This window comes from Actinoplanes sp. TBRC 11911, from assembly GCF_012933445.1.
Classification (GTDB): Bacteria; Actinomycetota; Actinomycetes; order Mycobacteriales; family Micromonosporaceae; genus Actinoplanes.
This window is the reverse complement of sequence record NZ_JABBNC010000001.1, coordinates 215,905-237,427: the sequence shown is the minus strand read 5'-3', so window position 1 is coordinate 237,427 and position 21,523 is coordinate 215,905. Positions and strand designations below refer to the sequence as shown.

The window sequence follows — 21,523 nt, the reverse complement described above, 5'->3', positions numbered from 1 at the left end:
GCCCAGGGGAGAGCGATGTCAATAGCCGTGCGTCGATATGCCCGGCCGCCGGGTGTATGTTGGCCCGATCCTCCCGCCGGGCCTGCTCCTCGAGATCCTCGCCCTGAAGAACGTCGAAGTCGTCTTCGAAAATTAACTTGGGCGCGATCCAACGGCCGAGATGCCTAACAGGTCGGCGATGGCGGCGATGCCGGTTTCGATGGCGTGCCGGGGAGTGTCGCCGAAGCCGAGTACGAGCTGCGGTCCGGACGGGCGTACGGCGTGGTGCATCCCGGCCATGCCGTAGAGGCCGACGCCGCGCTGCCGGGCCGCGGCGATCAGGTCGGCCTCGTCGGTGCCGGCGCTCAGGTGCAGTACGGCGTGGAAGCCGGCGGCCAGGCCGGTGACGCGGAGGCCGGGGCCTAGGGCGGCGAGCAGCGTTTCGCGGCGGGCGGCGTATTCGGTGCGGGCGCGCCGCAGATGCCGGTCGTAGCGGCCGGATTCGATGAGGGTGGCGAGCGCCAGCTGGTCGATCGCGGGGCTGCCCCGGTCGGCGATGCGCTTGCTCTCGGCCAGGGCGCCGGCCAGCCGTCGCGGGGCGACCAGCCAGCCGAGGCGCAGCGCGGGGGAGAGCGACTTGCTGACCGTGCCCATCGACACGACACAGTCGGGCGCGAGGCCCTGCAGCGAGCCGACCGGGTCGCGGTCGTAGCGGAACTCGGCGTCGTAGTCGTCCTCGAGGATCACGCCGCCGCGGCGCCGGGCCCAGGCGATCAGCTCCTGGCGTCGCGGTCCGGTGAGCACGACGCCGGTCGGCCATTGGTGAGCCGGGGTCACGATGACGACCCGGGCCGGGGTGCGGTCGAGCGCGGGGACGTCGAGCCCGTCCGCGTCGACCGGAATCGGGATCGCGGTCATGCCGGCGGCGGTGGCCTGCTCGGTCATCGAGACGCCGGCGCCCGGATCCTCGAAGGCGAGGGTGCCGGCACCGGAAGCCGCCAGCACCCGCAGTACGAGCCCGAGCGCCTGGGCCATGCCGGCGCAGATGACCACCTGGTCGGCGGTGGCGTCGATCGCGCGGACGCGTCGCAGGTACGCGGCGATCACCTCGCGTGCCGACGGCCAGCCGATCGGGTCGCCGTAGTCGAAGGCGCTGTTCGGGGCGGTTCGGCAGACCTCGCGGACCGCCCATGCCCAGTCTTCGCGAGGGGCGAGCCGCAGGTCCGGCACCCCGTGCCGAAAATCAGCGATAAATTGGATTTGTCCGGATTTTTCCCCGCCGGCGGCCGGGGGCGTCGGCATGGCTGAGCGTGCCACCGCGGCCACCCGTGTCGCCGAACCGGGCCGGCTGCTCAGGTAACCCTCGGCCTGCAGCTGCGCGTACGCGTCCTGGACCAGGCCACGCGACAAAGTCAACGCACGAGCGAGCTCCCGCGACGACGGAAGCCGCTCACCGACCGCCAGCCGGCCCGACCGGATCGCGTCACGTAACTGGTCCTCGAGCTGCGAACGAAGCCCGCCACCGCCGTCCCGGTCGATCACGACGAGCAGCTCCGGCCCCGAACCGGCCCACTCCACCGGCATGAAACCGGACCTTACCAGTGACCCGGTCGGATCCTAGCGTCGAATTCATGACCACCACCGCAGCGCTCACCCGCCGCCCCGCCCTCCTCTCCGGCGCCCTGATCCGGTGCTTCATCGCCGTCATCGGTTCGTCGGTCGCCTTCTACCTGCCGCTGTCGGTGGTGCCGCTGTTCGCCGAGCAGTCCGGTTCGCACGGCGACGCCGGCCTCGCCACCGTGGCGCTGCTGCTGGCGTGCGTGGCGTGCGAGATGGTCACCCCGCGGCTGATGGCGCGGCTCGGCTACCGGTGGGCACTCGCGATCGGGCTGACGCTGCTCGGCCTGCCGACGCTCGTTCTGACGGCCGGCCACAGCACCACGGCGATCCTCGCGGTCAGCGTGCTGCGCGGCGCCGGCTTCGCGATCAGCGCGGTGGCCACCAACGCCATCGGGGCCATGCTCATCCCGGCCGAGCGTCGGGCCGAGGGCCTCGCGCTGGCCGGCGTCATGAGCGGGCTGCCCGGCCTGATCGCGTTGCCGGCCGGCGTGTGGGTGGCGACGCACTCGGGATTCACGCCGGTCTTCGTCGCGGCCACGATCGCCCCGCTGCTCGCCTTGCTCGCGATCCCCGGACCGCCCCGGCGGCATGCCGCGGCGGCGAGGGAGGAAGGCGTCGCGGCCGCTCTCACCAACCCCGGACTGGTCCGGCCCGCGCTCATTTTCGCGGCGTCGACCGCGGCGGTGGGCGTCCTGGTCACCTTCCTGCCGCTCGCGGTGACCGGTTCGCGGACCTGGGTGGTGGCCGCCGCGCTGCTCGTCCAGCCCGCCGCAGCCACGGCGACGCGGTGGATCGCCGGCCGCCTCGGCGACCGGTACGGATCCGTCCGCCTGCTCACGCCGGGCCTGATCCTGTCCGGCGCGGGCATGGCCGCCCTGGCCCTCACCGGCATTCCGGCCGCGGTGCTCGGCGGCGCGCTGCTGTTCGGCATGGGGTTCGGCATTCTGCAGAACGCCACGCTTGCTCTGATGTACGCCCGTGCCCCGCGCGGCGGCGAGGGCGCGGTGAGCGCGATCTGGAACGCCGCCTACGACCTCGGCATGGCGGCCGGCGCACTGGGCGCGGGGTTGGTCGTCGGCGCGATCGGTTATCCGCTGGCCTTCCTGCTGACCGCGGCCGTGCTGCTCCCGGCGCTCACCCTGGCCCGCCGGGAGCGGTAGCGCCGGTTCCGGCGTTCCCGATGCCCGGGGCGGGGCGGTACCAGCGGTCACCGGTGGCGCGAGTGGCGTCATCTGAAACGGCTGTTGCCGCAGGCCGGGGCGGTGATCGAGGCTGCGGGGAGACGGAAGGAGGATCGCATGACCGTACCCACGGCGCCGCCGCCGGCCGAAGCACCGGACGGTGGCCCAGAGAAGATCGAGGGCGAGACGCGTATCGACCTCTACCGCACGATGGTGCTCGCTCGCACGTTCGAGGAAGCGATGCTGCGCGAGTACCACTCCGACAAGCGACCGGGCTTCGACATCGGCAAGGGGCTGGTGCCGGGCGAGATGCACCTGGCCGCCGGGCAGGAACCGGTCGCCGCCGGGGTCTGCGCCCACCTCAGCACCGGCGACGCCGTCACCGCGACGCACCGGCCGCACCACTTCGCGATCGCGCACGGCGTCGACCTGCGCAAGATGGCTGCGGAGATCTTCGGCCGCGAGACCGGGCTGGGCCGGGGCCGCGGCGGGCACATGCACCTGTTCGACCCGGCGACCCACTTCTCCTGCTCCGGCATCATCGCGGAGGGCTACCCGCCGGCGCTCGGGCAGGCGTTCGCGTTCCAGCGCAAGGGCACCGACCGGATCGCGGTCGCGGTCACCGGCGAGGGCGCGGCCAATCAGGGCGCGTTCCACGAGTCGCTGAACCTGGCCGCGCTGTGGAAGCTGCCGGTCGTGTTCATCGTCGAGGACAACGACTGGGGTATCTCGGTGCCGCGGGCCGAGTCCACGAGCGTGCCGTCGAACGCGGCGCGCGCGGCGGCGTACGACATGCCGGGGGAACGGATCGAGGACAACGCGGTCGAAGCCGTGTACGCGGCGGCGGGGCGTGCGGTCGCGCGGGCGCGAGCCGGTGACGGGCCGAGCCTCATCGAGGTGCACACGCTGCGGCTCTGGGGGCATTTCGAGGGCGACGCACAGGCGTACCGCAAGGATTTGGAGGATGTGCCGGGGCGGGATCCGATTCCCACGTACGAGTACACGCTGCGCGAGGCGGGGCTGCTGGACGACGCGGCGGTGCAGCAGATCCGGGCGTCGGCCGCCGAGAAGGTGGAGGACGCGGTGACGTTCGCGAAGGAGAGCCCGGAACCGGATCCCGCGCAGGCGCTGCGTTACGCGTTCGCCGAGCCCGACGGAGGTGCGGCATGACCGCGACCGCGGACACCCACCGGCTCACCACGGCGAAAGCGATGGTCGACGGAATAACCGCCGAGATGGACCGCGACGAGTCGGTCATCTACCTCGGCGAGGACGTCGGGGCGTACGGGGGAATCTTCGGCTCGTCGACGGGCTTGCTGGACCGATTCGGCGCCACCCGGGTCATCGACACGCCGATCTCCGAGACCGCGTTCATCGGGCTGGGCATCGGGGCGGCCGTGGAGGGCATGCGGCCGATCGTCGAGCTCATGTTCGTGGATTTCTTCGGCGTGTGCATGGACCAGATCTACAACCACATGGCGAAGATCTCGTACGAGTCCGGCGGGAACGTGAAGGTGCCGATGGTGCTGACGACGGCCGTCGGCGGCGGGTACAGCGACGGGGCTCAGCACAGCCAGTGCCTGTGGGGGACGTTTGCGCACCTGCCCGGCATGAAGGTGGTCGCGCCGAGCAATCCATACGACGCCAAGGGGTTGATGGCGTCGGCGATCCGCGACGACGGGCCGGTCGTGTACATGTTCCACAAAGGAGTCATGGGCCTGGTCTGGATGGCCAAGAACCAGCGGGCGATCGACGAGGTGCCGGACGAGCCGTACACCGTCCCCATCGGACAGGCGCGGGTGGCGCGGACGGGTTCCTCGGTGACCGTGGTGACAGTGTCGTTGTCGGTGCATCACGCGCTCGACGTCGCCGAGAAACTGGCCGGCGACGGCATCGATGTCGAGGTGCTCGACCTGCGCAGCCTGGTGCCACTGGACCGCGCCGCGATCGTGGCCTCGGTCCGCAAGACCGGCCGGCTGGTCGTGGTGGACGAGGACTATCTCTCGTACGGGCTGTCCGGCGAGGTGGTGGCGTCGGTGACCGACGTCGACCCGTCGCTGCTGCGCGCCCCGGTGGCCCGGGTCGCGGTGCCGGATGTGCCGATCCCGTACGCGCACGCCCTGGAGTACGCGGTCCTGCCGAGGCACGACCGCATCGAGGCGGCCATCCGCGCGGTGGCCGCGGCATGACCGAGGTGATGTTCCCGGCGCTGTCGAAGGAGAACCCGGCAGCGCTGGGCGTCCTCGCCACCTGGTTCGTCCACGACGGCGAGCGCGTGACGGCCGGCCAGCTGCTGGCCGAGGTCCAGGTCGACAAGGTCTCGGTGGAGGTTCCGGCCCCGGCCGCGGGCGTGGTCCGGCTGCTGGTGCGGGAGGAGGCGGAGGTTCCGCAGGGCACCCCGATCGCCCGCGTCGACACGGCAACGGGGTCGAGCCCACCTTGACCCGCGGTCAGCCGTTTGCCGTCCGGTCCGGCTCGTCGACCCCTCTCGTGGCCGGCGGCGGTCACGGTGGATCCTCGCGGGCGACCCGTTCCAGATAGGTCGCGACGAGCTGGTCGCGCTGGGCCCGGGTGACGTTGCCGGAGAACTTCTGGCCGTCGATGTCCAGCTCGACGTCGAGCGGTTGCCGGCGCAGCCAGCCGAGGGCGGCGTCCACGACCGACGCGATCGTGGCCGGCGCGACCGACACCAGCAACAGGCCGATGGTGGCCACCGCCCCCGACTTGGCGCCGGGTTCGGGCCGGGCCCCGGGCGGCGTCGAGACGTCCGCGACGTCGAGCAGTTCGGAGCGCAGACGGCGGCTGGCAACGGCGACCTCGGCGTCGTCGAGAGACGTGCCGGTCACTTGGATCCGGAGGGCCATGAACCAGCTTCAGCAGGCGCGAAACCACTGGTCAAGGGAGGTGTCGGCAGGCCGCTAGTGTCGGGTGTCCGCGCTAAAAGGTTTTCGCGCCCCATTCCGCGAGCAGCCGCAACGCCTTCTCCGACGGCGAACCGGGATCGGCGTGGTAGATGGCCATCGATTGTTCCTCGTCGCCGGGCAGCGTGAAGGTCTCGTACCGGACGGTCAGCTCACCGGCGATCGGGTTGTTGATCCGCATGCGACCGTGTGTCTTGCGTTTGACGTTGTGGGTGGCCCACAGCCGCCGGAAGTCGTCGCTCTCCACCAGCAGCTCGCTGATCAGCTCGGCGGCCTGCGGGTCCTCGGCGCGCTGCCCGACATACCACCGCAAATGTCCGACCACGTCGGCGGCCTTGTCCTCCCAGTCGATGAAGAGCTCCCGGGCCGCCGGGTCCAGGAAGGCGATCCGGGCCCAGTTCCGGTCCTCCGGGGCGCGCGCGGCCCAGTCGCCGAACAAGGCCGAGGCGGTGCGGTTCCAGGCCAGCACGTCGCTGCGGCGACCCCAGACGTACGCGGGGCAGCAGTCGATCGCCGCGAGCATCTCCAGCAGCGCGGGTCGCACCTCCTGGCGCCGCGGCATCGGGCGCCGCCGCTTCGGGTTCGGCTTGGCCAGGCTGAGCAGGTAGGCGTGCTCGGCGTCGGACAGCTTGAGCGCGGCCGAGATCGCGTCCAGCACCTCGATCGAGACGTTGCGGCCGTTGCCCTGCTCGAGGCGCGTGTAGTAGGCGGGCGAGACCCCGGCGAGCTGGGCCAGTTCCTCGCGCCGCAACCCGGGTACCCGGCGGCGCCGGCCGTACTGCACCAGCCCCAGATCGCCGGGTTGCAAGCGGGCCCGCCGGGAGCGGAGAAACTCGCTCAGCTCGACGCGCGGGTCGAGCTGTCCCGGCTCGGTGTGCGTTGCCATGCCCCGAGTATTACCCGTTTTCCCTGGTAGAACCCCCGAGCCTGTCCCTGTCGGTGGTAGTCACCGCGGGCGTACGAAAACCGGAGGCCTGGGTAACGCGGCGGCACCGACGCAACCTGGTCGGCGTGCCCGCCTCCCGGGGCGTCCCCCGAGCATCCCGGGAGGCGGCACGCGGCCCGTCCCAAGAGCCCCTCCCTCCGCCATGCCCGGCGCCCCGCGCCCGGCCACGACTAGCTCATGGAACGGTTGATGACTACCTCCGCAATCACCACCTCCGCAGGTTCGCGTGCGGCGACGTCCACGCCGGAACGCCTGCCCGGCAAGGCTTTGCTGGGCCTGTTCTTCGCCGGGTTCGTCGGCATTCTCACCGAGTGCCTGCCGGCCGGCCTGCTCCCGGACATGGCCCGCACCCTGCACACCAGCGTCGCCGCCACCGGGCAGCTCGTCACCCTGTACGCCGCCGCGACGGCGCTCGGCGCGATCCCGCTCACCCGGCTCACCACGAACTGGCCGCGCAAGAATGTGCTGCAGCTCGCACTGGGTATCGTCCTGGTCACCAACGCGCTCACCGCGGTGTCCGGCAGCTACGCGCTGACCCTCGTGATCCGGTTCACAGCCGGTCTGGGCACCGCTCTGGTCTGGCCGTTGCTGGCCGGTTACGCGGCCCGGCTCGCCCCGGCCGGCCGGCAGAACAGGGCCATCGCCATCGCGCTGGCCGGGACGCCGGTGTCGCTGGCGCTGGGCATCCCGCTCGGCACGTACATGGCGAAGTTCGGCGGCTGGCAGACCGCCTTCTGGGGATCGGCCGCGCTGACCGGCCTGGTCATGCTGTGGGTGCTGGCGACGCTGCCGAACCTGTCCGGGCTGCCGCAGGACCAGCGGCACCGGATTCGAGATGTGCTGGTCTTTCCCGGGGTTCGCACGATCATGGTGGTGGTGGCCGCGTACGTGGTCGCGCACAACATCCTCTACACCTACATCACGGACTTCCTCGCGTTCGCCGGCATGGGGGGCAACGCCGGGTGGGTGCTGCTCGCGTTCGGGGTCACGTCCGTGCTGAGCGTCCTCGTGGTCGGTCAGCACATCGACCACCACCTGCGGAAGCTCGTCCTGGCGAGCACGGTGCTGTTCGCGGTCTGCGTGCTGGTGATGGCGGTGTTCACCGGCGTACCGGCGCTGATCTATGTCGCCGCGGCGGCGTGGGGCCTGGCCTTCGGCAGCTCGCCGAGCCTGTTCTTCGCGGCCTCGATCGACGCCGCGAAGGAGGCCCCGGACGTCGCCCAGTCGATCACCGTCACGGTCTTCTCCGGGTCCATCGCCGCCGGCGGCCTGGTCGGCGGCCTGCTGATCGCGGGTCTGGGCACGGCGTCGATGACCTGGGCGGCCCTGATCCTGCTGGTGTTCGCCGCGGTCCTGGTGGCGGGCGGCCGCAGGCACGCGTTCCCGAGCACCGACTAGGGTCATCCGGACGGGATCCTCGGGCGGTCGCCGCTGCGGTCACCCCGGTACCGCGCGGGCGACCGGCCGGTCACCCGCTTGAACGTGCGGATGAACGAGCTCGGGGTGCTGAAGCCGAACTCGGTGGCCAGCGAGCTGACCGTGCGGTCGGTCACGCGCAGCAGCCGGGCCGCCGACTGCACCCGCCAGCGGGACAGATAGTCCAGCGGGGCCAGCCCGACCGTGTTCTTGAAGCGCTGTGCGAACGCGCTGCGCGACATCCCGGCCGCCGCCGCGAGCTTGGCCACCGTCCATGGCTCGCCCGGCCGGCCGTGGATGAGGGCCAGGGCGGGGCGCAGCCGCTCGTCGCCGAGCGCGCGCAACCACCCGATCGAGACGTCCGGGCGCGACAGCACCACCCGCAGCGTCTGCACGAACAAGACGTGCGTGAGATGGTCGCGCATCGCGCCGGTACCGGGCGCGTCGAACGACGTCTCGCGGGCGAGCAACGTCATCACCGGATGCAGGGCCGCCGCCTCGGCCGAAAGTCCCCGGATCACCGACAATTGCGGCAGGTTCTCCAGGAGCAGCGTGGCCGCCGTCTCGTCGAGCTGCAGGCTGCCGCTGATCGTCGAGGAAGGCCCGGGCGCGCCGGGCCGGACGTGGCGATACACCGGCTGGTGGGGCACTTCCGTGCCCTCCTCGGCCGGCACATCCGGGCCGGAGCCCACCGCGTACGACTCGCCGCCGGCCAGCAGATAGCAGTCGCCGGCCCGCAGCAGCACCGGATCGGCGGTGCCCGGGGTCAGCCACAGGCTTCCGCGCAGGACCGCGCCGACCCGGATCAGCCGGGTCTCGGCGAACCGCAGCGCCCACTCACCGGCCGCCTCCAGCCGGCACGGCGGTGCGACCTGTATGTCGAGGAGCCGCAGCATGTCCGTCAGCGGATCCATTCTCACCCTGCCCTCAGTTTGGACGATTTGACGATTCATCAGGAGTCGCGGGTATTTCCACTGCTTCATTCCGCGGCAATACTTCGGCGGTCAGCTCAGCCAATTCGAAGGGCGCGGGGCCCTGAACAGAAAAAACAGTGCTCTCGGGGACTTCTTGCGTTCCCGCCGGGCCATGGTCGACCCGCAGGAAGTGGGCATCACCAGTACCCGGCGCCGCCGGGTTGCCGGCCTCCGGCGTGAGGAACTGGCCCGGCTCGCGAAGATCAGCGTCCCCTACTACACCCGTCTCGAGCAGGGCAAACACACCACCGCTTCGCACGCCGTGCTGGAGTCGCTGGCCACCGCGTTGCGACTACCGCCGGCCGATCGTGCCTACCTGCACCAGCTCGCCGAGGCCGGCGGTGCGGCCGGGGCGCCGCGGGTGCCGGAGACACCGGTCGGGCCGGAGACGCTCCGGCTGCTCGACGCGCTCGACCGGGTGCCGGGAATACTGCTCGGGCCCAACATGGACATCCTGGCGGTCAACCCCGCGGCCCGGTCCTTCTGCCAGGCCACCACGCCGGAGCCGGTCGGGCTGAACGCGATTCGCTGGCAGCTCTTCGATCCGCGGGCCCGGGAGTTGTTCGGCGACGACTGGGCCGCCGTCACCGCCGAACTGATCGGCATGCTGCGGCTGCAGGCCGGCCGTGCGCCGGGCCATCCCGCGATCACGCGTCTCGTCGACGAACTCGACCGGAGCAGCGAGTTCTTCCGGCGGGTGTGGGCCGAACACAAGGTTTCCGTCGGCATCCGGCGGGAATTGCGGATGCGCCGGCCGGACGGGACCGCCACCGAAATGACAGTGGAAACCTTGTCCGTCAATTTCGCCCGGGATCAGACCGTGCTCCTGTTCGTACCGGCCGTATCAGCCGATGGGTAATACCATTTCGTCCCCTGCCGTTTCCTGACGTGTCCCGGCAACCAACGGGCATCGAAGCCCGCGGTTCGCCGGAAGGCTGACCTCGATCCGGTTAGGACGGTCATCACCCGCGCCGGACGTAAGCGTGAAGTTCACTCTCTGTTTAACGTTCGGTCAGGTTCCCCGTTCATCGCCGTGACCTGAGTCTCCAGCCTCGTTCACCATCTCTCCACCGCCGCGTTACGCCGCCTCGATCGTCGGGTTCTCCGCGGTCGCCTTGCTGATCACGTACGGGATCTTCCGGTTTCGTGTCCGCCGCCGTCGCGATGCTGCGCGGTTTCGCGCGCCGTGGTTCGGCGACGGCCATCGCGAAAACCTTGATCGACGCGCACCGGCAGCGCATCTGGGAGGAGAGCGGCCCGGGCGGGGGCACCCTCCGGTTCGCGCAGCGGGTCGTCTCACGGGAGGCCTGACATGGCCAACGTAGTGATCGTCGACGACGACATCGCGTTGCTCAACGCGTGCACGGTCGGGCTCAAGGCATTCGGTCACAGCGTACGGACGGACGGAAGAAACCGGGAATGCGGCGATCGGCGACGCGGCCGGGTACCCGCCGGATCGCGGTGGTGCCAGAGCTGAGGCGCTGTGGCGATCCGTTCACGGCCGGGCGGTTTCGCTATGTGGACACCGCGGTCACATCGTGGATTTTTGTGAACCTTGGAGAGTTGCGCCCACATCCGAGCCATAACTCTCCAAGGTTCACATCCGGCCGGAAAAATCTGCCGGGCGAAAGCCTCGTTATGTGACAAAGGCATCCTCTACAATGGACGCTAGTCTCGCATCGCGGACGGTGGGTCCATGATGCGGACGCGGGTCTCAGCAGGTGGTCGCCCGTCTCACGGAATGGAAGCGCCGCGCGGCCGCGCGTCGAGCCCGCCTGTCCGCCTGCCCCACCAATCCGGCAAATATCGGGAAATGTCGGATATATGAGAGGGGTCGGCGGGGCTGGTGGACGGACGGCGATCAGATCGCTGACTCGCCTACGGCCGCTGACTTGCCTACGGCCGCTGACTCGCCGGGCCGATGGGTGGATCGACCGGGATCGTCCGCAGTCTCACGTCACGGCGGGTGGGTCAACGTGCCGCCATCGCCACCGCGCAGGTGCTACTCCATGCGTGACTTGAGGACGTCGACCTCGCCGCCCGGGGCGAACGGGTCGAAGCCGTGGCCGGCGAGCCAGCGGACATTGAGGAGGCTGCGCAGCGACCACCAGGCGCGGATGACCGCCGGGTCGGCGCCGGGGCCGTAGCCGGCGAGGACGTCGGCGAGGCGCTCCTCGTGGCCCAGCGTCAGCGTGGCGAGGTCGAACATCGGGTCGCCGCGGCCCGCCTCGGACCAGTCGAGCACGCCGGTGACCCGGTCGCCGTCGGTGAAGACGTGGGTGATCTGCAGGTCGCCGTGGGTGAACGCCGGCGAGTACGGGCGGAAGGCGGCCTCGGCGACCGTACGGTTGCGGGCGACGAGGCCGGCGGGGAGCATGCCGGTCGCGACCAGCAGTTCGCATTCGGATTCCAGCTCCGCCCGGACGTGCGCGTCGACGCCGCGGCCGGGGCGTGCGGGCAGCGGCGCATCGTGCAGGGTGCGGACCGCGGCACCCGCGGCGGCCAAGGCCGCCGGCGAGGCGGGGGACGGCTCGCCGAGGCGGCCGAGGGCCCGGCCGGGGAGGGCGCCGAGCGCTATCACCGACGGCTTGCGCCACCGGATCGGAGCGGTCGGGATCGGCGCCGCGGCCATCGCCTCGGCTTCGGCGTCCAGGCGCGCCGGGTCGGAGTCGACCTTGAGGAAGACGTCGCCGACGCGCAGCGTCACCCGCTCGGAGTGCGCGACCACGACCTGAACCTCGTCCACAACGGGGAAGTATCGCGGAAAATCCCCGCGGCGGCGCCCGGTTTATCGCCGGGGGCTACCGCAGGACGCCGGTCAGTTCCTCGGAGATCTGCCAGGCGCGGCCGGCGTCGTCGCGGCTCCGCAGCGGGGCGTAGAGGGGCTGTTCGGCGGGGGCGCCGGACAGGTGCTGGAAGCCGCCGGGGCCGTACAGGCGGCCGCCGGTCGCGTCCGGTGACGTGGCGGCGAACAAGGCCGGCAGGGCGGCGGACTCCACCGTGTTGAGGACGCCGACGCGGGACAGAAGACGGATGGCCCGTACGCCCAAGGTGTCCCGGGGGCGGCCCAGCTCGGGGCGCGCGGCCAACAGGTTGGTGGGGGCCACGCCGGGATGGGCGAGGTTGCTGGTGATACCCCAGCCGGCACTCTGACTGCGCTGGTCCAGCTCCAGACCGAACAAGCCCAAGGCGATTTTTGATTGGCTGTACGCGTGACGCGGGTGGTAGGAACGCTTCCAGTGCACGTCGTCCCAGTTGATGGCGTTCTCGTTCGCGGCGACGCTGAGCTGTGACGTGACCCTCGCCCGCCCCGCCCGTAACAACGGCAGCAGGTGGGCTACCAGCGCGAAATGGCCCAGGTGGTTGGCCCCGAACTGCAGCTCGAAACCGTCCGCTGTGGACTCCCGGTTGGGCGGGGTCATCACTCCGGCGTTGTTGATGAGGAAGTGGATCGGGCGGTCCTCGGCGCGGAGTGTGGCGCCCAACGCGGCGACCGAGCTCAGCGAGGACAGGTCCAGTTCTCGTAACGACACGGAGGCGTACGGGGAACGCTGTTTGATTTTCGCGATGGCCGCCTCGCCTTTGCCGCGGTTGCGGACGGGCATGATCACCTCGGCGTTGGCGGCGGCCAACCGGGCGGCCAGGACCGATCCGACGCCGCTGGCGGCACCCGTGACGACGGCGAGTTTTCCGGAGAGGTCGGGGACGGTGATGTCTGCGCTCATGCCGCTAACGGTCGCGGTCGCGCGCCGGGCTATCCACGGCCCTCTTATCCAGGACTTCGCAGAGGGGGATCGGCAGGCCGAGGCTGCGGTGGAGCAGGGCTGGTAGAAACGGAACGAGCTGTCGGGGGGAGCAACCATGATCGATCGAGCCGGACTGGCCGAGTTCCTGCGCCGCCGCCGCGAGTCGCTGCAGCCGGAGGACGTCGGGCTCACGCGCGGGCAGCGGCGGCGGACGTCGGGGTTGCGGCGCGAAGAGGTGGCGACGCTGTGCCACATCTCGGCCGACTACTACAGCCGGCTCGAGCGGGAACGAGGGCCGCATCCGTCCGAGCAGATGATCGCGTCGATCGCGCAAGGGCTGCATCTGTCGCTGGATGAACGCGACCACCTGTTCCGGCTCGCCGGGCACAATCCGCCCACCCGCGGCGGCGCCAGCGATTACATCGGGCCGGGCATGCTGCGCATCTTCGACCGGCTCACCGACACGCCTGCCGAGATCGTCACGGAGCTCGGCGAGACGTTGCGGCAGACGGCTCCGGGGGTGGCGCTGACCGGGGATCTCACGCGGTTCACCGGGCCGGCCCGCAGTATCGGGTATCGCTGGTTCACCGATCCGGCGACGCGGGCGTTGTACCACCCGGACGACCATGCGACGCACGCCCGGGTCTTCGCCTCGGGGCTGCGGAAGGTGGTCACGCTTCGCGGGCCCGGGTCGTGGGCGGCGCGCCTTCAGAAGCTGCTGCTGGAGCGCAGCGAGGAGTTCCGCGCCGTGTGGGACGAGCACGAGATCGGGGTGAGCTATCAGGATGTCAAGCGGTTCGTGCACCCTGAGGTCGGGGTCCTCGAGCTGGCCTGCCAGTCGCTGATGGACCCCGATCAGTCGCAGTTTCTGATGGTCTACACGGCCGCCCCCGGTAGTGAGAGCCACGAGAAACTGCAGTTGCTTTCGGTCATCGGAACTCAGGAGCTGGGCCGCTCGGTGCCCGGTCGATGACGGTCAGACCAGCGCCGGGGCCGGGGTGTCCGCGCCCGGTGCCCGCCGGGTTGCGGACAGCGCGCCGGACAGCAGCGGCAAAACCAGTGCCAGCGTCGCGGTCACGCCGAGGCCGGAGATGACGAGCAGCCAGCGGCCACCGACCGCGCCCAGCAGCGCGGCGCCGGCGACGTACGCGAGCATTTCGGCGGCGTACGGGAAGAAATAGATGGTGCCGAAGACCGTGCCCAGGCGGTCGGCCGGCACATGCCGCTGCACCAGCGTATCCGCGGCCACGTTGTGCCATCCGGCGCCCGCACCGGCCAGGGCCTGCGCGGCCACCGCGGCGACGACCGCGAAGCTCAGACCGGTCAGGATCGTTCCGGTGCCGATGGCCAGCAGCGACGCGTACAGGATGAGGTCGATGCGGACCCGGTCGGCGCGGCGGGCGATCAGCAGCGGACCGGCGACCATGCCGACGCCGTAGGCGGAGGTGAGCAGGCCGACCGCGACCGGGCCGGCGCCCAGACCATCCTGGACCAGCGGCACCAGGGCCACGTTGTCGAGCGCGGCGAAGGTGACCATCAGCAGGAAGCCGAACGCGACCGCCCGGACGACCTGATTGGTACGGACCACGCCGAGCCCGTCGCGCAGGACCGCGCGCAGCGGCTGGGCGGTGGTCGCGCCGCGGCGGGCCAGTGGTCGCAGCCCGGCCACGAGCGCCGCGGAGACGAGGAACGAGAGCACGTCGAGCAGCAATGTCGGCGTCAGCCCGGCCACCGACAGCAGCACGCCGCCGAGTGCCGGGCCGGCCGCGAGCCCGGTGTTGACGCCGACGGCCAGGCGCGCGTTCGCCTCGCCCAGACGGTCCCGGCCGACCAGATCCGGTAGCAGGCTGCGGCCCGCGGGCGTGAACGTCGTCGCGGCCACCGACGCGGCCGCGACCAGCGCGAGCAGCACCGGCAGCGACGGGCTGAGCAACGCGATCGCCGTGTAGAGCACCGCCTGGCTCAGGTCGCAGACGACGATGATGCGGCGCTGGTCGTAGCGGTCGGCGAGCGCGCCGAGTGCGGGGCCGAACAGCCGGGGCACGGTGGCCGCGATCAGGAGGAAGCCGACGGCGGTGCCGCCGTAGCGGTCGAAGACGGCGACCAGCAGGGCGGTGCGGGCGATCTGGTCACCCGCGTACGACACGAGCCGAGCGGTCCAGTACCGATGGAATGCCGCATTCATGAGAACACCCCCGTGCCTCGACGTTTCTCGCAAGGCATTGTTACTCATGAATTCGGATAAGGCGGTGTCGGGTTCGCTACAGCAAATCGGTGTTTCGGGTCATGGCGCGCCGGGCTATGGTCGGGATCATCGAAATTCGGAATCGCTTCGCACCGGGGGATCTCATGATCATGCAGGCGCAGACGTCCACGTATGTCGGTCCGGGGTATGTCGGTCCGGGTCGTTCGGGCACGTGGATGGGCCCGGGCCGGTCGGCCACGTGGGTCGGCCCGACGCGCAAGTGGGTCGGCCCGACCTTCTGGGCCGGCCCGACCCGCTAGGCCCTTTTCCCGCAATTAGCGAATGGTCCGGCAACGCCCCGACGGTGGGGCGGCCGGACCATTAGGTTGCTATTCCTCGGTTATTCCTGAGTCGCCACCGCGGCGCGCCTGGGCAGCACCCAGTTCGGCCGCGGGAAGTGGCAGGTGTAGCCGTTCGGGTAGGTGATCAGGTAGTCCTGGTGCTCGGGCTCGGCCTCCCAGAACGGGCCGGCGGGCTCGATCGCCGTGACGGCCTTACCCGGCCACAGCCCCGACGCGTCCACGTCCGCGATCGTGTCGCGGGCGACCTGCTCCTGGTCGGGCGTGACCGGGAAGATCGCCGAGCGGTAGCTCGTCCCCATGTCGTTGCCCTGCCGGTTCAGCGTCGACGGGTCGTGGATCTGGAAGAAGAACGCCAGGATGTCCCGGTAGGTCGTCAGACTCGGGTCGAAGACGATCTCCACGGCCTCCGCGTGACCGGGGTGGTTGCGGTAGGTCGCGTGGTCGTTGTCGCCACCGGTGTAGCCGACCCGGGTGTCCAGCACCCCGGGCTGCCGGCGAATCAGATCCTCCATGCCCCAGAAACACCCTCCGGCCAGCACGGCCGTCTCGGTGCCGGGCTCGCGGGTGATCCGGCCGGTGTCGTTGATACCGCTGGTCATGATGCGTTCTCCTTGGTGCTGTCGGACTCGAACAGCGATAGGTACTGGCCGTAGCCCTGCGCCTCGAGCTCGGAAACCGGGATGAACCGCAGCGCGGCCGAGTTCATGCAGTAGCGCTGGCCGCCGGCGTCGATGGGACCGTCGTCGAAGATGTGGCCGAGGTGACTGTCGGCCCCGGTGGAGCGGGCCTCCTTGCGGATCATCCCGTACGACCAGTCGGTCTTGGTCGCGACAACACCCGGCTCGATCGGCTTGGTGAAGCTCGGCCATCCCGTGCCGCTGTCGTACTTGTCGGTGGAGGAGAACAGCGGCTGACCCGAGACCACATCCACGTAGATTCCGGGCTCGTGGTGGTCGAAGTACTCGTTACGGAAGGCCGGCTCGGTGGCGTCCTTCTGGGTGACGCGGAACTGGTTGTCGGTGAGACGGCTCAGCGCCTCAGGCGTCTTGCTGTACTCGTGCGACACGATCTCTCTTTTCTGTCGTCGCTGGCTGCGATGGCAATCGACATAACACCGAAGCGACGAGGTTTGGTCCCGGCTCTGGCGCGTGGGGCGTGATGTGGCCCACACCGCCGTCAGTCGGACCATGAAGGCCAGTTGTCATCCACGTCGGCCTGATCTGAAGCCTGTCGTGGACCATATGGTCCAGTCTAGTGCTGGCCGGCATCGGGCGGAATTTATGAAGCTGGTTTTTGTTATCGCACGTGCCGAGGTTTTGGACTTGAGCTGGGGGAAGAAGCACTGATGGCTCGTTCGACCGCTATCCGCCCGATCGTCACGATGCGCAGCACGGCCGGGACCGGATCCACCTATGTCACTCGCAAGAGCCGCCGCAACGACCCGGACCGGCTGGTTCTGCGTAAGTACGACCCTGTCCTGCGCCGGTACGTGGAGTTCCGCGAGGAGCGCTGACGACAAAATGATGGGCGGACCTCGTGTCCGCCCATCATTTTTATGCCCGGGTCTAGCGCGGCGCGTCTGACGGCTCTGCTGCGTCGGTGGGGGTCATCTTGTTGGAAATGATTTTCGTTGTAAAGTGGCCGCCATGTCCAACGTCTGTGACGTGACCGGCGCCAAGCCCAGCTTCGGCAACGCCGTGTCCCACTCGCACCGCCGCACCCGCCGCACCTGGAATCCCAACGTGCAGCGGCGCCGTTTCCGGCTCGCGGACGGCCGCGCCGTACGCCTCAACGTCAGCACCACCGGCCTGAAGATCATCGACCGGGACGGCATCGACGCCGTGGTGGCCCGGATCCGGGCCCGGGGGGTGCGGGTCTGATGGCCAAGAGCAGCGACATCCGCCCGGTGATCAAACTGCGCAGCACCGCGGGCACCGGATACACCTACGTCACGCGCAAGAACCGCCGCACCAACCCGGACCGGCTGGTGCTCCGCAAGTACGACCCGGTGGCCCGCCGGCACGTCGACTTCCGCGAGGACCGTTAAGCCGCGGGGGCTCGGCTCGGTGGTTACGGGTATGCCCGGTTGACCGCCTCGGCCGCCGCCCACAGGATCGCCTTGACCTCGTTGGTGGCGGCCAGCCCGGGCATCCGCACGGCCACCGCGCGACGCACCTCGTCGGACGCGAGCAGCCGGACGAGCCCGGCCAGCTGGATGGCGTGGGCACGGATCGCCGGCGTGGCTCTGCCGCTTGACGAGGCCAGGACGGCGGTGAGCTGGTCCTCGAAGTCGGGGCCGGCGCCCGGCGGTCCGTCCAGGACATCCGCCGGATCGATCCCCGCGATGAGAACCTGGACGATCGCCTCGGCGGGCGTGGTGCCGGCGGGACGGTCCGCGACCGCGCCGAGAAGCTCCGCGTCCGATGCCATCACGCCAGCGTAGCCGCGTACGACCTCAGCCGTTGAAAACGCCCGTCACCGGCAGATCGCAGGCCTGCTGTGCCTGGCGCGCGTGCGTGTCCATCGATTTCGCCAGCGTGACCAGACCGGAGAACCCGGAACCGGTGCCGTCGTTCTCGCCCATCAGGTCGGCGAGCCGGTCGATGTCGCCGGCAAAGCCGTTCACCGCCGACTTGAGCTCACCGTCGAACAGCAGCATGTGGCCGTACCCGCGCAACTCGTCGCTGGCCTCGCGCAGCTTCACGACGTCGCCGGCGCGCGGCTCGTCCGCGTCCCCGGCGAAGTGGTGCAGCGAGGTGCCCTCGCTCAGCGACGAGCAGATGGTGTGCCGGGCGAACGCGTTCACCCCGAACACTCCCGTGCCCAGCAGGGCCACCGCGGCGATCACACCGATGAACGGACCCTTGCGTACGCCTCGCCGGCCGCCTCGCGCGGGGCCGGGCGGTTCCGGCTGCACGAGCCACGGCGGCGGGGCCGGATTCCCGTACGGGCTGGGGTAAGAACCGGGCTGCATCGAGGCCGCACCTCTCAATCTTCGTCGGCCACTGCTTTCGGCAGCCCGTGCCCCGGGTTGAGCTGTTGGCGCAGAAAACGCTGCTCCGGTTCGGTCTGGGCAAGATCCAGAGCTTGCCGGTACGCCCGTTGAGCCTCGCTTTCCCGCCCGGCGCGACGCAGCAGCTGCGCCCGGGTGGAATGGAAATAGCGATAGTGCTCGAGGTCGAGGCGGTCGAGGATGTCCAGCCCGGCGGCCGGCCCGTCGATCTCCGCGACCGCGATCGCCCGGTTCATCTCGACGATCGGCGAGCCCGTCAAGCGGGCGAGCGTCCCGTAAAGGGCGGCGATCTGCCGCCAGTCGCGGGGCTGCTGGAGGTGCAGGTCGGCGATGGCGGCCTGCACCAGGTACGGCCTCGCGGGATTTCGCGAAAACGAACGTTCGTTCGCCAGGCTGGGGCTCGCGTCGGCGTTAGCGATGCCGCCGCTCTGGCGGGTCATCGCCCGGTCGAGCAGCTCGCGGCCCTCGGCGATCTGCGGCCCGTCCCACAGCGTGCGGTCCTGGTCGTCGAGCAGGACCACCTCGCCGTCGCGGAGGCGGGCCGCACGCCGGGCGTCGTGCAGCAGCATCAACGCCAGCAGCGCGAGCACCTCGCCCTCGTCCGGCATCAGAGTGGCGAGCGCCCGGCCCAGATGGATGGCCTCGGCCGCGAGATCGACCCGGCCGCCGCCCCAGCCCTGGTTGAAGATGAGGTAGACCACCGCGAGCACCGCCGCCAGCCGGTCCGGCAACTGATGGCCGGCCGGCACCGCGAACGGGATGCCGGCGTCGCGGATCTTGTGCTTGGCCCTGGTCAGCCGCTTGCTCATGGTCTCGAACGGGATCAGGAACGCGAGCGCGATCTCGTCGGTGGACAGGCCGCCCAGCGTGCGCAGGGTGAGCGCCACCTGGGCGTCCAGCGCGAGCGCCGGGTGGCAGCAGGTGAAGATCAGCTCCAGCCGCTCGTCCGGGATGGCCGCGCTGTGGTCCATAACCGCCCCCTCAAAGACCGATGCCGGAGCGTCCGCCTCCAGATCGCGGGCGAGCAGCCTCGTCTTCGCCGCCAGCACCCGCTGCCGCCGAAGACGGTCGACGGCCCGGTTGCGTGCCGTGGTGATCAACCAGCGGGTCGGGTTGCTCGGCTCGCCGTCGCGGGGCCACCGCTCGGCGGCGATCGCGAAGGCCTCGGCGGCGGCCTCCTCGGCCAGCTCGATGTCGCCGAGGATGCCGACCAGCGTGGCCAGCACCCGCCCCCACTGCTCGCGGAAGACGGCGTCAAGCGCCACGGAACCGCCCGTCGAGCACCGGACGCACCTCGATCGCGCCGCTGGGCCGGCTGCCGTGCACCTGCTGGGCGACGGCGAGCGCCGCGTCCAGGTTCTCCGCCTCGATGACGATCAGCCCGGCCAGATACTCCTTGCTCTCCACGAACGGGCCATCGGTGAGCAGCCCGCCCCGGTGCAGCGTGGTGGCCGACTCCGCGGCGTGCAGGCGGGCCCAGCCGTCCACGAACGGCTCGTCGAGCATCTCGACCACGGTGCCCGGAATGTCACGGCTCGCACGGTCCGGGTCGTTCTCGGTGTTATAGATCAACAGGGCGTACCGCATAGCTCCTCCAACCGGCGACGGAAGACCGCTTCGAGTATCAGACGAGCGGGGTCCGGGCGTACGGACAAAAAAGCGCGAGAAATCGTGTCCGCCCGGCGCCCGGTCGTTCGTCTTGGCTCCAAATTCCCTCGGAGGAGGAGCCGATGATGAAGCAACGATGGGTACTCGCCCTGACCTCGGTCGCGTATTTCATGGTGGTGCTCGACTCGCTGGTCGTGGTCACCGCGCTGCCCCGGATGCGGCAGGACCTCAACGCCGGCCTGGACGCGTTGCAGTGGACCGTCAACGCGTACGGGATCGCCTTCGCCGCCGGCATCATCACGGCGGCCGCGCTCGGCGACCGATTCGGGCGGCGCCGGGTCTTCACGCTCGGGCTGGCACTGTTCACGGTGTCCTCGGCGGCGTGCGCGCTCGCCCCGGACGTGCACGCGCTGATCGCGGCCCGCACGATTCAGGGACTGGGCGCGGCCGTCGTGCTGCCGCTGAGCCTGACCATTCTCACCACCGCGTTCCCGCCGGAGCGTCGTGGTCTCATCGTCGGCATCTACGGCGGTCTCGCCGGTCTCGCGATTGCGGCCGGCCCCCTCGTCGGCGGTGCCGTCACCGAGGGCTTGGACTGGCATTGGATTTTCTGGCTCAACGTGCCGATCGGCGTGGTCGCCCTGGTGCTCGGGGCGCGGCTGCTGCCGGAGAGCTTTGGTACGCCCGAGCGCCTCGACCTGCTCGGCGTGGTGCTGGTGACCGGCGGGGTGGTCGCGCTGGTCTGGTCGTTGGTACGCGCCAACGACGCCGGCTGGACGAGCCCGCAAACCGTGGGCGCGCTGCTGGCCGGGGGCGCGTTGCTGGCGGGGTTCGTCGGCTGGGAGCGGCGCGCCCCGGCGCCGATGGTGCCGCTTGGTCTGTTCCGCGGCCGGGCCTTCGCGGCCGGCAACGTGGCGACGTTCTTCATGTCCGGCGCGACGTTCGCCGCGGCCTTCTGGGTCACCCAGGAGTTCCAGTACGCCCGTGGGTACTCCCCGGTCTCGACCGGCTTGCGCTTGCTGCCGTTCTTCGCGACGCTGATGGTCGTGGCGCCGCTCGCCGGGGCGCTGTCGGACCGGATCGGCCGCCGCCGCATCATGGTGACCGGCCTGACCCTGCAGGCCATCGGCTTCGCCTGGGTGGCCGCGCGCGGTGGCCTGGACGCGACTTGGGTGGAGTTGGTCGTGGCCCTCGCGGTGGCCGGCGTCGGCATCTCGATGGCTCTGCCGACCGTGCCGACCGCGGTCCTGAACGCGGTGCCGACGGCCCGGCTGGGCAAGGCTTCCGGTATCAACTACATGGCCCAGCGGTTCGGCGCCGTGTTCGCGATCGCCATCGGCACGGCGGTGTTCTCCGCGTCCGGCCGGTTGGGTGACCCGGTCTCGGTGACCGCGGGTTTCCGGCCGGCGCTCTGGTCTGCCGCCGTGTTCGCCGCGCTGGGCGCCGTGGCCGCGCGGGTCATCCCGGCCGCCGGCACCTCCCCGGTCGAGGCGTCCCGCCCCCTCGACGAGACGCCCCTGGCCGTTCGGCGGTGATTGCGGCTTTACCTGGCCCACCCCGAGTACACGCGGG

25 protein-coding genes are annotated in these 21,523 nt (G+C 70.5%); 12 read left to right on the top strand and 13 right to left on the bottom strand.

Features of this window, described 5'->3' with window-relative positions:
• Positions 1-132: 132 nt before the first annotated feature.
• Positions 133-1,563, bottom strand: a complete 1,431-nt coding sequence (locus tag HH310_RS01050) for a PLP-dependent aminotransferase family protein (RefSeq protein WP_169173448.1) — start codon at positions 1,561-1,563, stop codon at positions 133-135.
• 47 nt (positions 1,564-1,610) lie between these two features.
• Between HH310_RS01050 and HH310_RS01045 the strand changes: the two genes are divergently transcribed.
• The 4 genes from HH310_RS01045 to HH310_RS01030 all read left to right on the top strand — a co-directional run bounded on the left by HH310_RS01045 (position 1,611) and on the right by HH310_RS01030 (position 5,223).
• Complete coding sequence (locus HH310_RS01045; RefSeq protein ID WP_169173447.1) at positions 1,611-2,759, top strand: MFS transporter; 1,149 nt, start codon at positions 1,611-1,613, stop codon at positions 2,757-2,759.
• A 138-nt stretch (positions 2,760-2,897) separates the two neighbouring features.
• On the top strand, positions 2,898-3,950 hold the full coding sequence (locus tag HH310_RS01040; protein WP_211191599.1) for a thiamine pyrophosphate-dependent dehydrogenase E1 component subunit alpha: 1,053 nt from the start codon (positions 2,898-2,900) through the stop codon (positions 3,948-3,950).
• Positions 3,947-4,969 carry an alpha-ketoacid dehydrogenase subunit beta gene (locus HH310_RS01035; protein WP_169173446.1) on the top strand — a complete coding sequence of 341 codons (1,023 nt, stop codon included), beginning with the start codon at positions 3,947-3,949 and terminating at the stop codon, positions 4,967-4,969. Before HH310_RS01040 ends, HH310_RS01035 begins: the two co-directional genes overlap by 4 nt.
• Positions 4,966-5,223 (top strand): biotin/lipoyl-containing protein, encoded by a 258-nt coding sequence (locus tag HH310_RS01030; protein ID WP_169173445.1) that lies wholly within the window; start codon positions 4,966-4,968, stop codon positions 5,221-5,223. Before HH310_RS01035 ends, HH310_RS01030 begins: the two co-directional genes overlap by 4 nt.
• Before the next feature lie 61 nt (positions 5,224-5,284).
• On the opposite strand, the gene HH310_RS01025 is transcribed toward HH310_RS01030, so the two are convergent.
• Both HH310_RS01025 and HH310_RS01020 read right to left on the bottom strand, forming a co-directional pair.
• Positions 5,285-5,644: a hypothetical protein gene (locus tag HH310_RS01025; RefSeq protein ID WP_169173444.1), complete on the bottom strand. Its 360-nt coding sequence runs from the start codon at positions 5,642-5,644 to the stop codon at positions 5,285-5,287.
• A 73-nt stretch (positions 5,645-5,717) separates the two neighbouring features.
• Complete coding sequence (locus HH310_RS01020; protein WP_169173443.1) at positions 5,718-6,587, bottom strand: helix-turn-helix domain-containing protein; 870 nt, start codon at positions 6,585-6,587, stop codon at positions 5,718-5,720.
• 249 nt (positions 6,588-6,836) lie between these two features.
• On the opposite strand from HH310_RS01020, the gene HH310_RS01015 reads away from it, so the two are divergent.
• Positions 6,837-8,045 carry an MFS transporter gene (locus HH310_RS01015; protein ID WP_169173442.1) on the top strand — a complete coding sequence of 403 codons (1,209 nt, stop codon included), beginning with the start codon at positions 6,837-6,839 and terminating at the stop codon, positions 8,043-8,045.
• 2 nt (positions 8,046-8,047) lie between these two features.
• Here the strand turns inward: HH310_RS01015 and HH310_RS01010 are convergent, their stop codons facing one another.
• Complete coding sequence (locus HH310_RS01010) at positions 8,048-8,977, bottom strand: AraC family transcriptional regulator (RefSeq protein WP_169173441.1); 930 nt, start codon at positions 8,975-8,977, stop codon at positions 8,048-8,050.
• A gap of 154 nt (positions 8,978-9,131) precedes the next feature.
• Between HH310_RS01010 and HH310_RS01005 the strand changes: the two genes are divergently transcribed.
• Positions 9,132-9,896 carry a helix-turn-helix transcriptional regulator gene (locus HH310_RS01005; protein ID WP_396027484.1) on the top strand — a complete coding sequence of 255 codons (765 nt, stop codon included), beginning with the start codon at positions 9,132-9,134 and terminating at the stop codon, positions 9,894-9,896.
• 287 nt (positions 9,897-10,183) lie between these two features.
• On the top strand, positions 10,184-10,348 hold the full coding sequence (locus HH310_RS01000; protein ID WP_169173439.1) for a hypothetical protein: 165 nt from the start codon (positions 10,184-10,186) through the stop codon (positions 10,346-10,348).
• A 691-nt stretch (positions 10,349-11,039) separates the two neighbouring features.
• Here HH310_RS01000 and HH310_RS00995 read toward each other — a convergent pair.
• Together HH310_RS00995 and HH310_RS00990 are read right to left on the bottom strand one after the other, a co-directional pair.
• Complete coding sequence (locus tag HH310_RS00995) at positions 11,040-11,783, bottom strand: phosphotransferase (protein WP_169173438.1); 744 nt, start codon at positions 11,781-11,783, stop codon at positions 11,040-11,042.
• Positions 11,784-11,838: 55 nt separating this feature from the next.
• Positions 11,839-12,762 carry an SDR family oxidoreductase gene (locus tag HH310_RS00990; RefSeq protein WP_169173437.1) on the bottom strand — a complete coding sequence of 308 codons (924 nt, stop codon included), beginning with the start codon at positions 12,760-12,762 and terminating at the stop codon, positions 11,839-11,841.
• A 136-nt stretch (positions 12,763-12,898) separates the two neighbouring features.
• Here HH310_RS00990 and HH310_RS00985 point away from each other — a divergent pair, with 136 nt between their 5' ends.
• Positions 12,899-13,756: a helix-turn-helix transcriptional regulator gene (locus HH310_RS00985; RefSeq protein ID WP_169173436.1), complete on the top strand. Its 858-nt coding sequence runs from the start codon at positions 12,899-12,901 to the stop codon at positions 13,754-13,756.
• Positions 13,757-13,759: 3 nt separating this feature from the next.
• On the opposite strand, the gene HH310_RS00980 is transcribed toward HH310_RS00985, so the two are convergent.
• From HH310_RS00980 to msrB, 3 genes are all read right to left on the bottom strand, one after another.
• Positions 13,760-14,968: an MFS transporter gene (locus HH310_RS00980; RefSeq protein WP_169173435.1), complete on the bottom strand. Its 1,209-nt coding sequence runs from the start codon at positions 14,966-14,968 to the stop codon at positions 13,760-13,762.
• Between the two features lie 400 nt (positions 14,969-15,368).
• A complete protein-coding gene (gene msrA, locus HH310_RS00975) occupies positions 15,369-15,929 on the bottom strand; it encodes a peptide-methionine (S)-S-oxide reductase MsrA (RefSeq protein ID WP_169173434.1) in 561 nt (186 codons plus the stop codon).
• Positions 15,926-16,396 carry a peptide-methionine (R)-S-oxide reductase MsrB gene (gene msrB / locus HH310_RS00970; RefSeq protein WP_211191598.1) on the bottom strand — a complete coding sequence of 157 codons (471 nt, stop codon included), beginning with the start codon at positions 16,394-16,396 and terminating at the stop codon, positions 15,926-15,928. Before msrB ends, msrA begins: the two co-directional genes overlap by 4 nt.
• A 279-nt stretch (positions 16,397-16,675) precedes the next feature.
• Here msrB and rpmG (HH310_RS00965) point away from each other — a divergent pair, with 279 nt between their 5' ends.
• The 3 genes from rpmG (HH310_RS00965) to rpmG (HH310_RS00955) all read left to right on the top strand — a co-directional run bounded on the left by rpmG (HH310_RS00965) (position 16,676) and on the right by rpmG (HH310_RS00955) (position 17,377).
• The gene (gene rpmG / locus HH310_RS00965) at positions 16,676-16,843 is read left to right on the top strand and encodes a 50S ribosomal protein L33 (RefSeq protein ID WP_169173432.1); all 168 of its coding nucleotides are present in this window, start codon (positions 16,676-16,678) and stop codon (positions 16,841-16,843) included.
• 133 nt (positions 16,844-16,976) lie between these two features.
• Positions 16,977-17,210, top strand: a complete 234-nt coding sequence (gene rpmB / locus HH310_RS00960; RefSeq protein ID WP_169173431.1) for a 50S ribosomal protein L28 — start codon at positions 16,977-16,979, stop codon at positions 17,208-17,210.
• Positions 17,210-17,377, top strand: coding sequence for a 50S ribosomal protein L33 (rpmG, locus tag HH310_RS00955; RefSeq protein WP_169173430.1), 168 nt, complete (start codon positions 17,210-17,212; stop codon positions 17,375-17,377). The genes rpmB and rpmG (HH310_RS00955) overlap by 1 nt, the downstream gene beginning before the upstream one ends.
• 23 nt (positions 17,378-17,400) lie before the next feature.
• Here the strand turns inward: rpmG (HH310_RS00955) and HH310_RS00950 are convergent, their stop codons facing one another.
• The 4 genes from HH310_RS00950 to HH310_RS00935 are packed head-to-tail and all read right to left on the bottom strand — an operon-like array spanning position 17,401 to position 19,930.
• Positions 17,401-17,760 carry a hypothetical protein gene (locus HH310_RS00950; protein WP_169173429.1) on the bottom strand — a complete coding sequence of 120 codons (360 nt, stop codon included), beginning with the start codon at positions 17,758-17,760 and terminating at the stop codon, positions 17,401-17,403.
• Between the two features lie 25 nt (positions 17,761-17,785).
• Positions 17,786-18,304, bottom strand: coding sequence for a hypothetical protein (locus HH310_RS00945; protein ID WP_169173428.1), 519 nt, complete (start codon positions 18,302-18,304; stop codon positions 17,786-17,788).
• A gap of 14 nt (positions 18,305-18,318) precedes the next feature.
• The gene (locus tag HH310_RS00940; RefSeq protein ID WP_169173427.1) at positions 18,319-19,608 is read right to left on the bottom strand and encodes an RNA polymerase sigma factor; all 1,290 of its coding nucleotides are present in this window, start codon (positions 19,606-19,608) and stop codon (positions 18,319-18,321) included.
• On the bottom strand, positions 19,598-19,930 hold the full coding sequence (locus tag HH310_RS00935; RefSeq protein WP_169173426.1) for a YciI family protein: 333 nt from the start codon (positions 19,928-19,930) through the stop codon (positions 19,598-19,600). The genes HH310_RS00940 and HH310_RS00935 overlap by 11 nt, the downstream gene beginning before the upstream one ends.
• A 143-nt stretch (positions 19,931-20,073) precedes the next feature.
• Between HH310_RS00935 and HH310_RS00930 the strand changes: the two genes are divergently transcribed.
• Positions 20,074-21,486, top strand: coding sequence for an MFS transporter (locus tag HH310_RS00930; RefSeq protein ID WP_169173425.1), 1,413 nt, complete (start codon positions 20,074-20,076; stop codon positions 21,484-21,486).
• Positions 21,487-21,523: the final 37 nt, after the last annotated feature.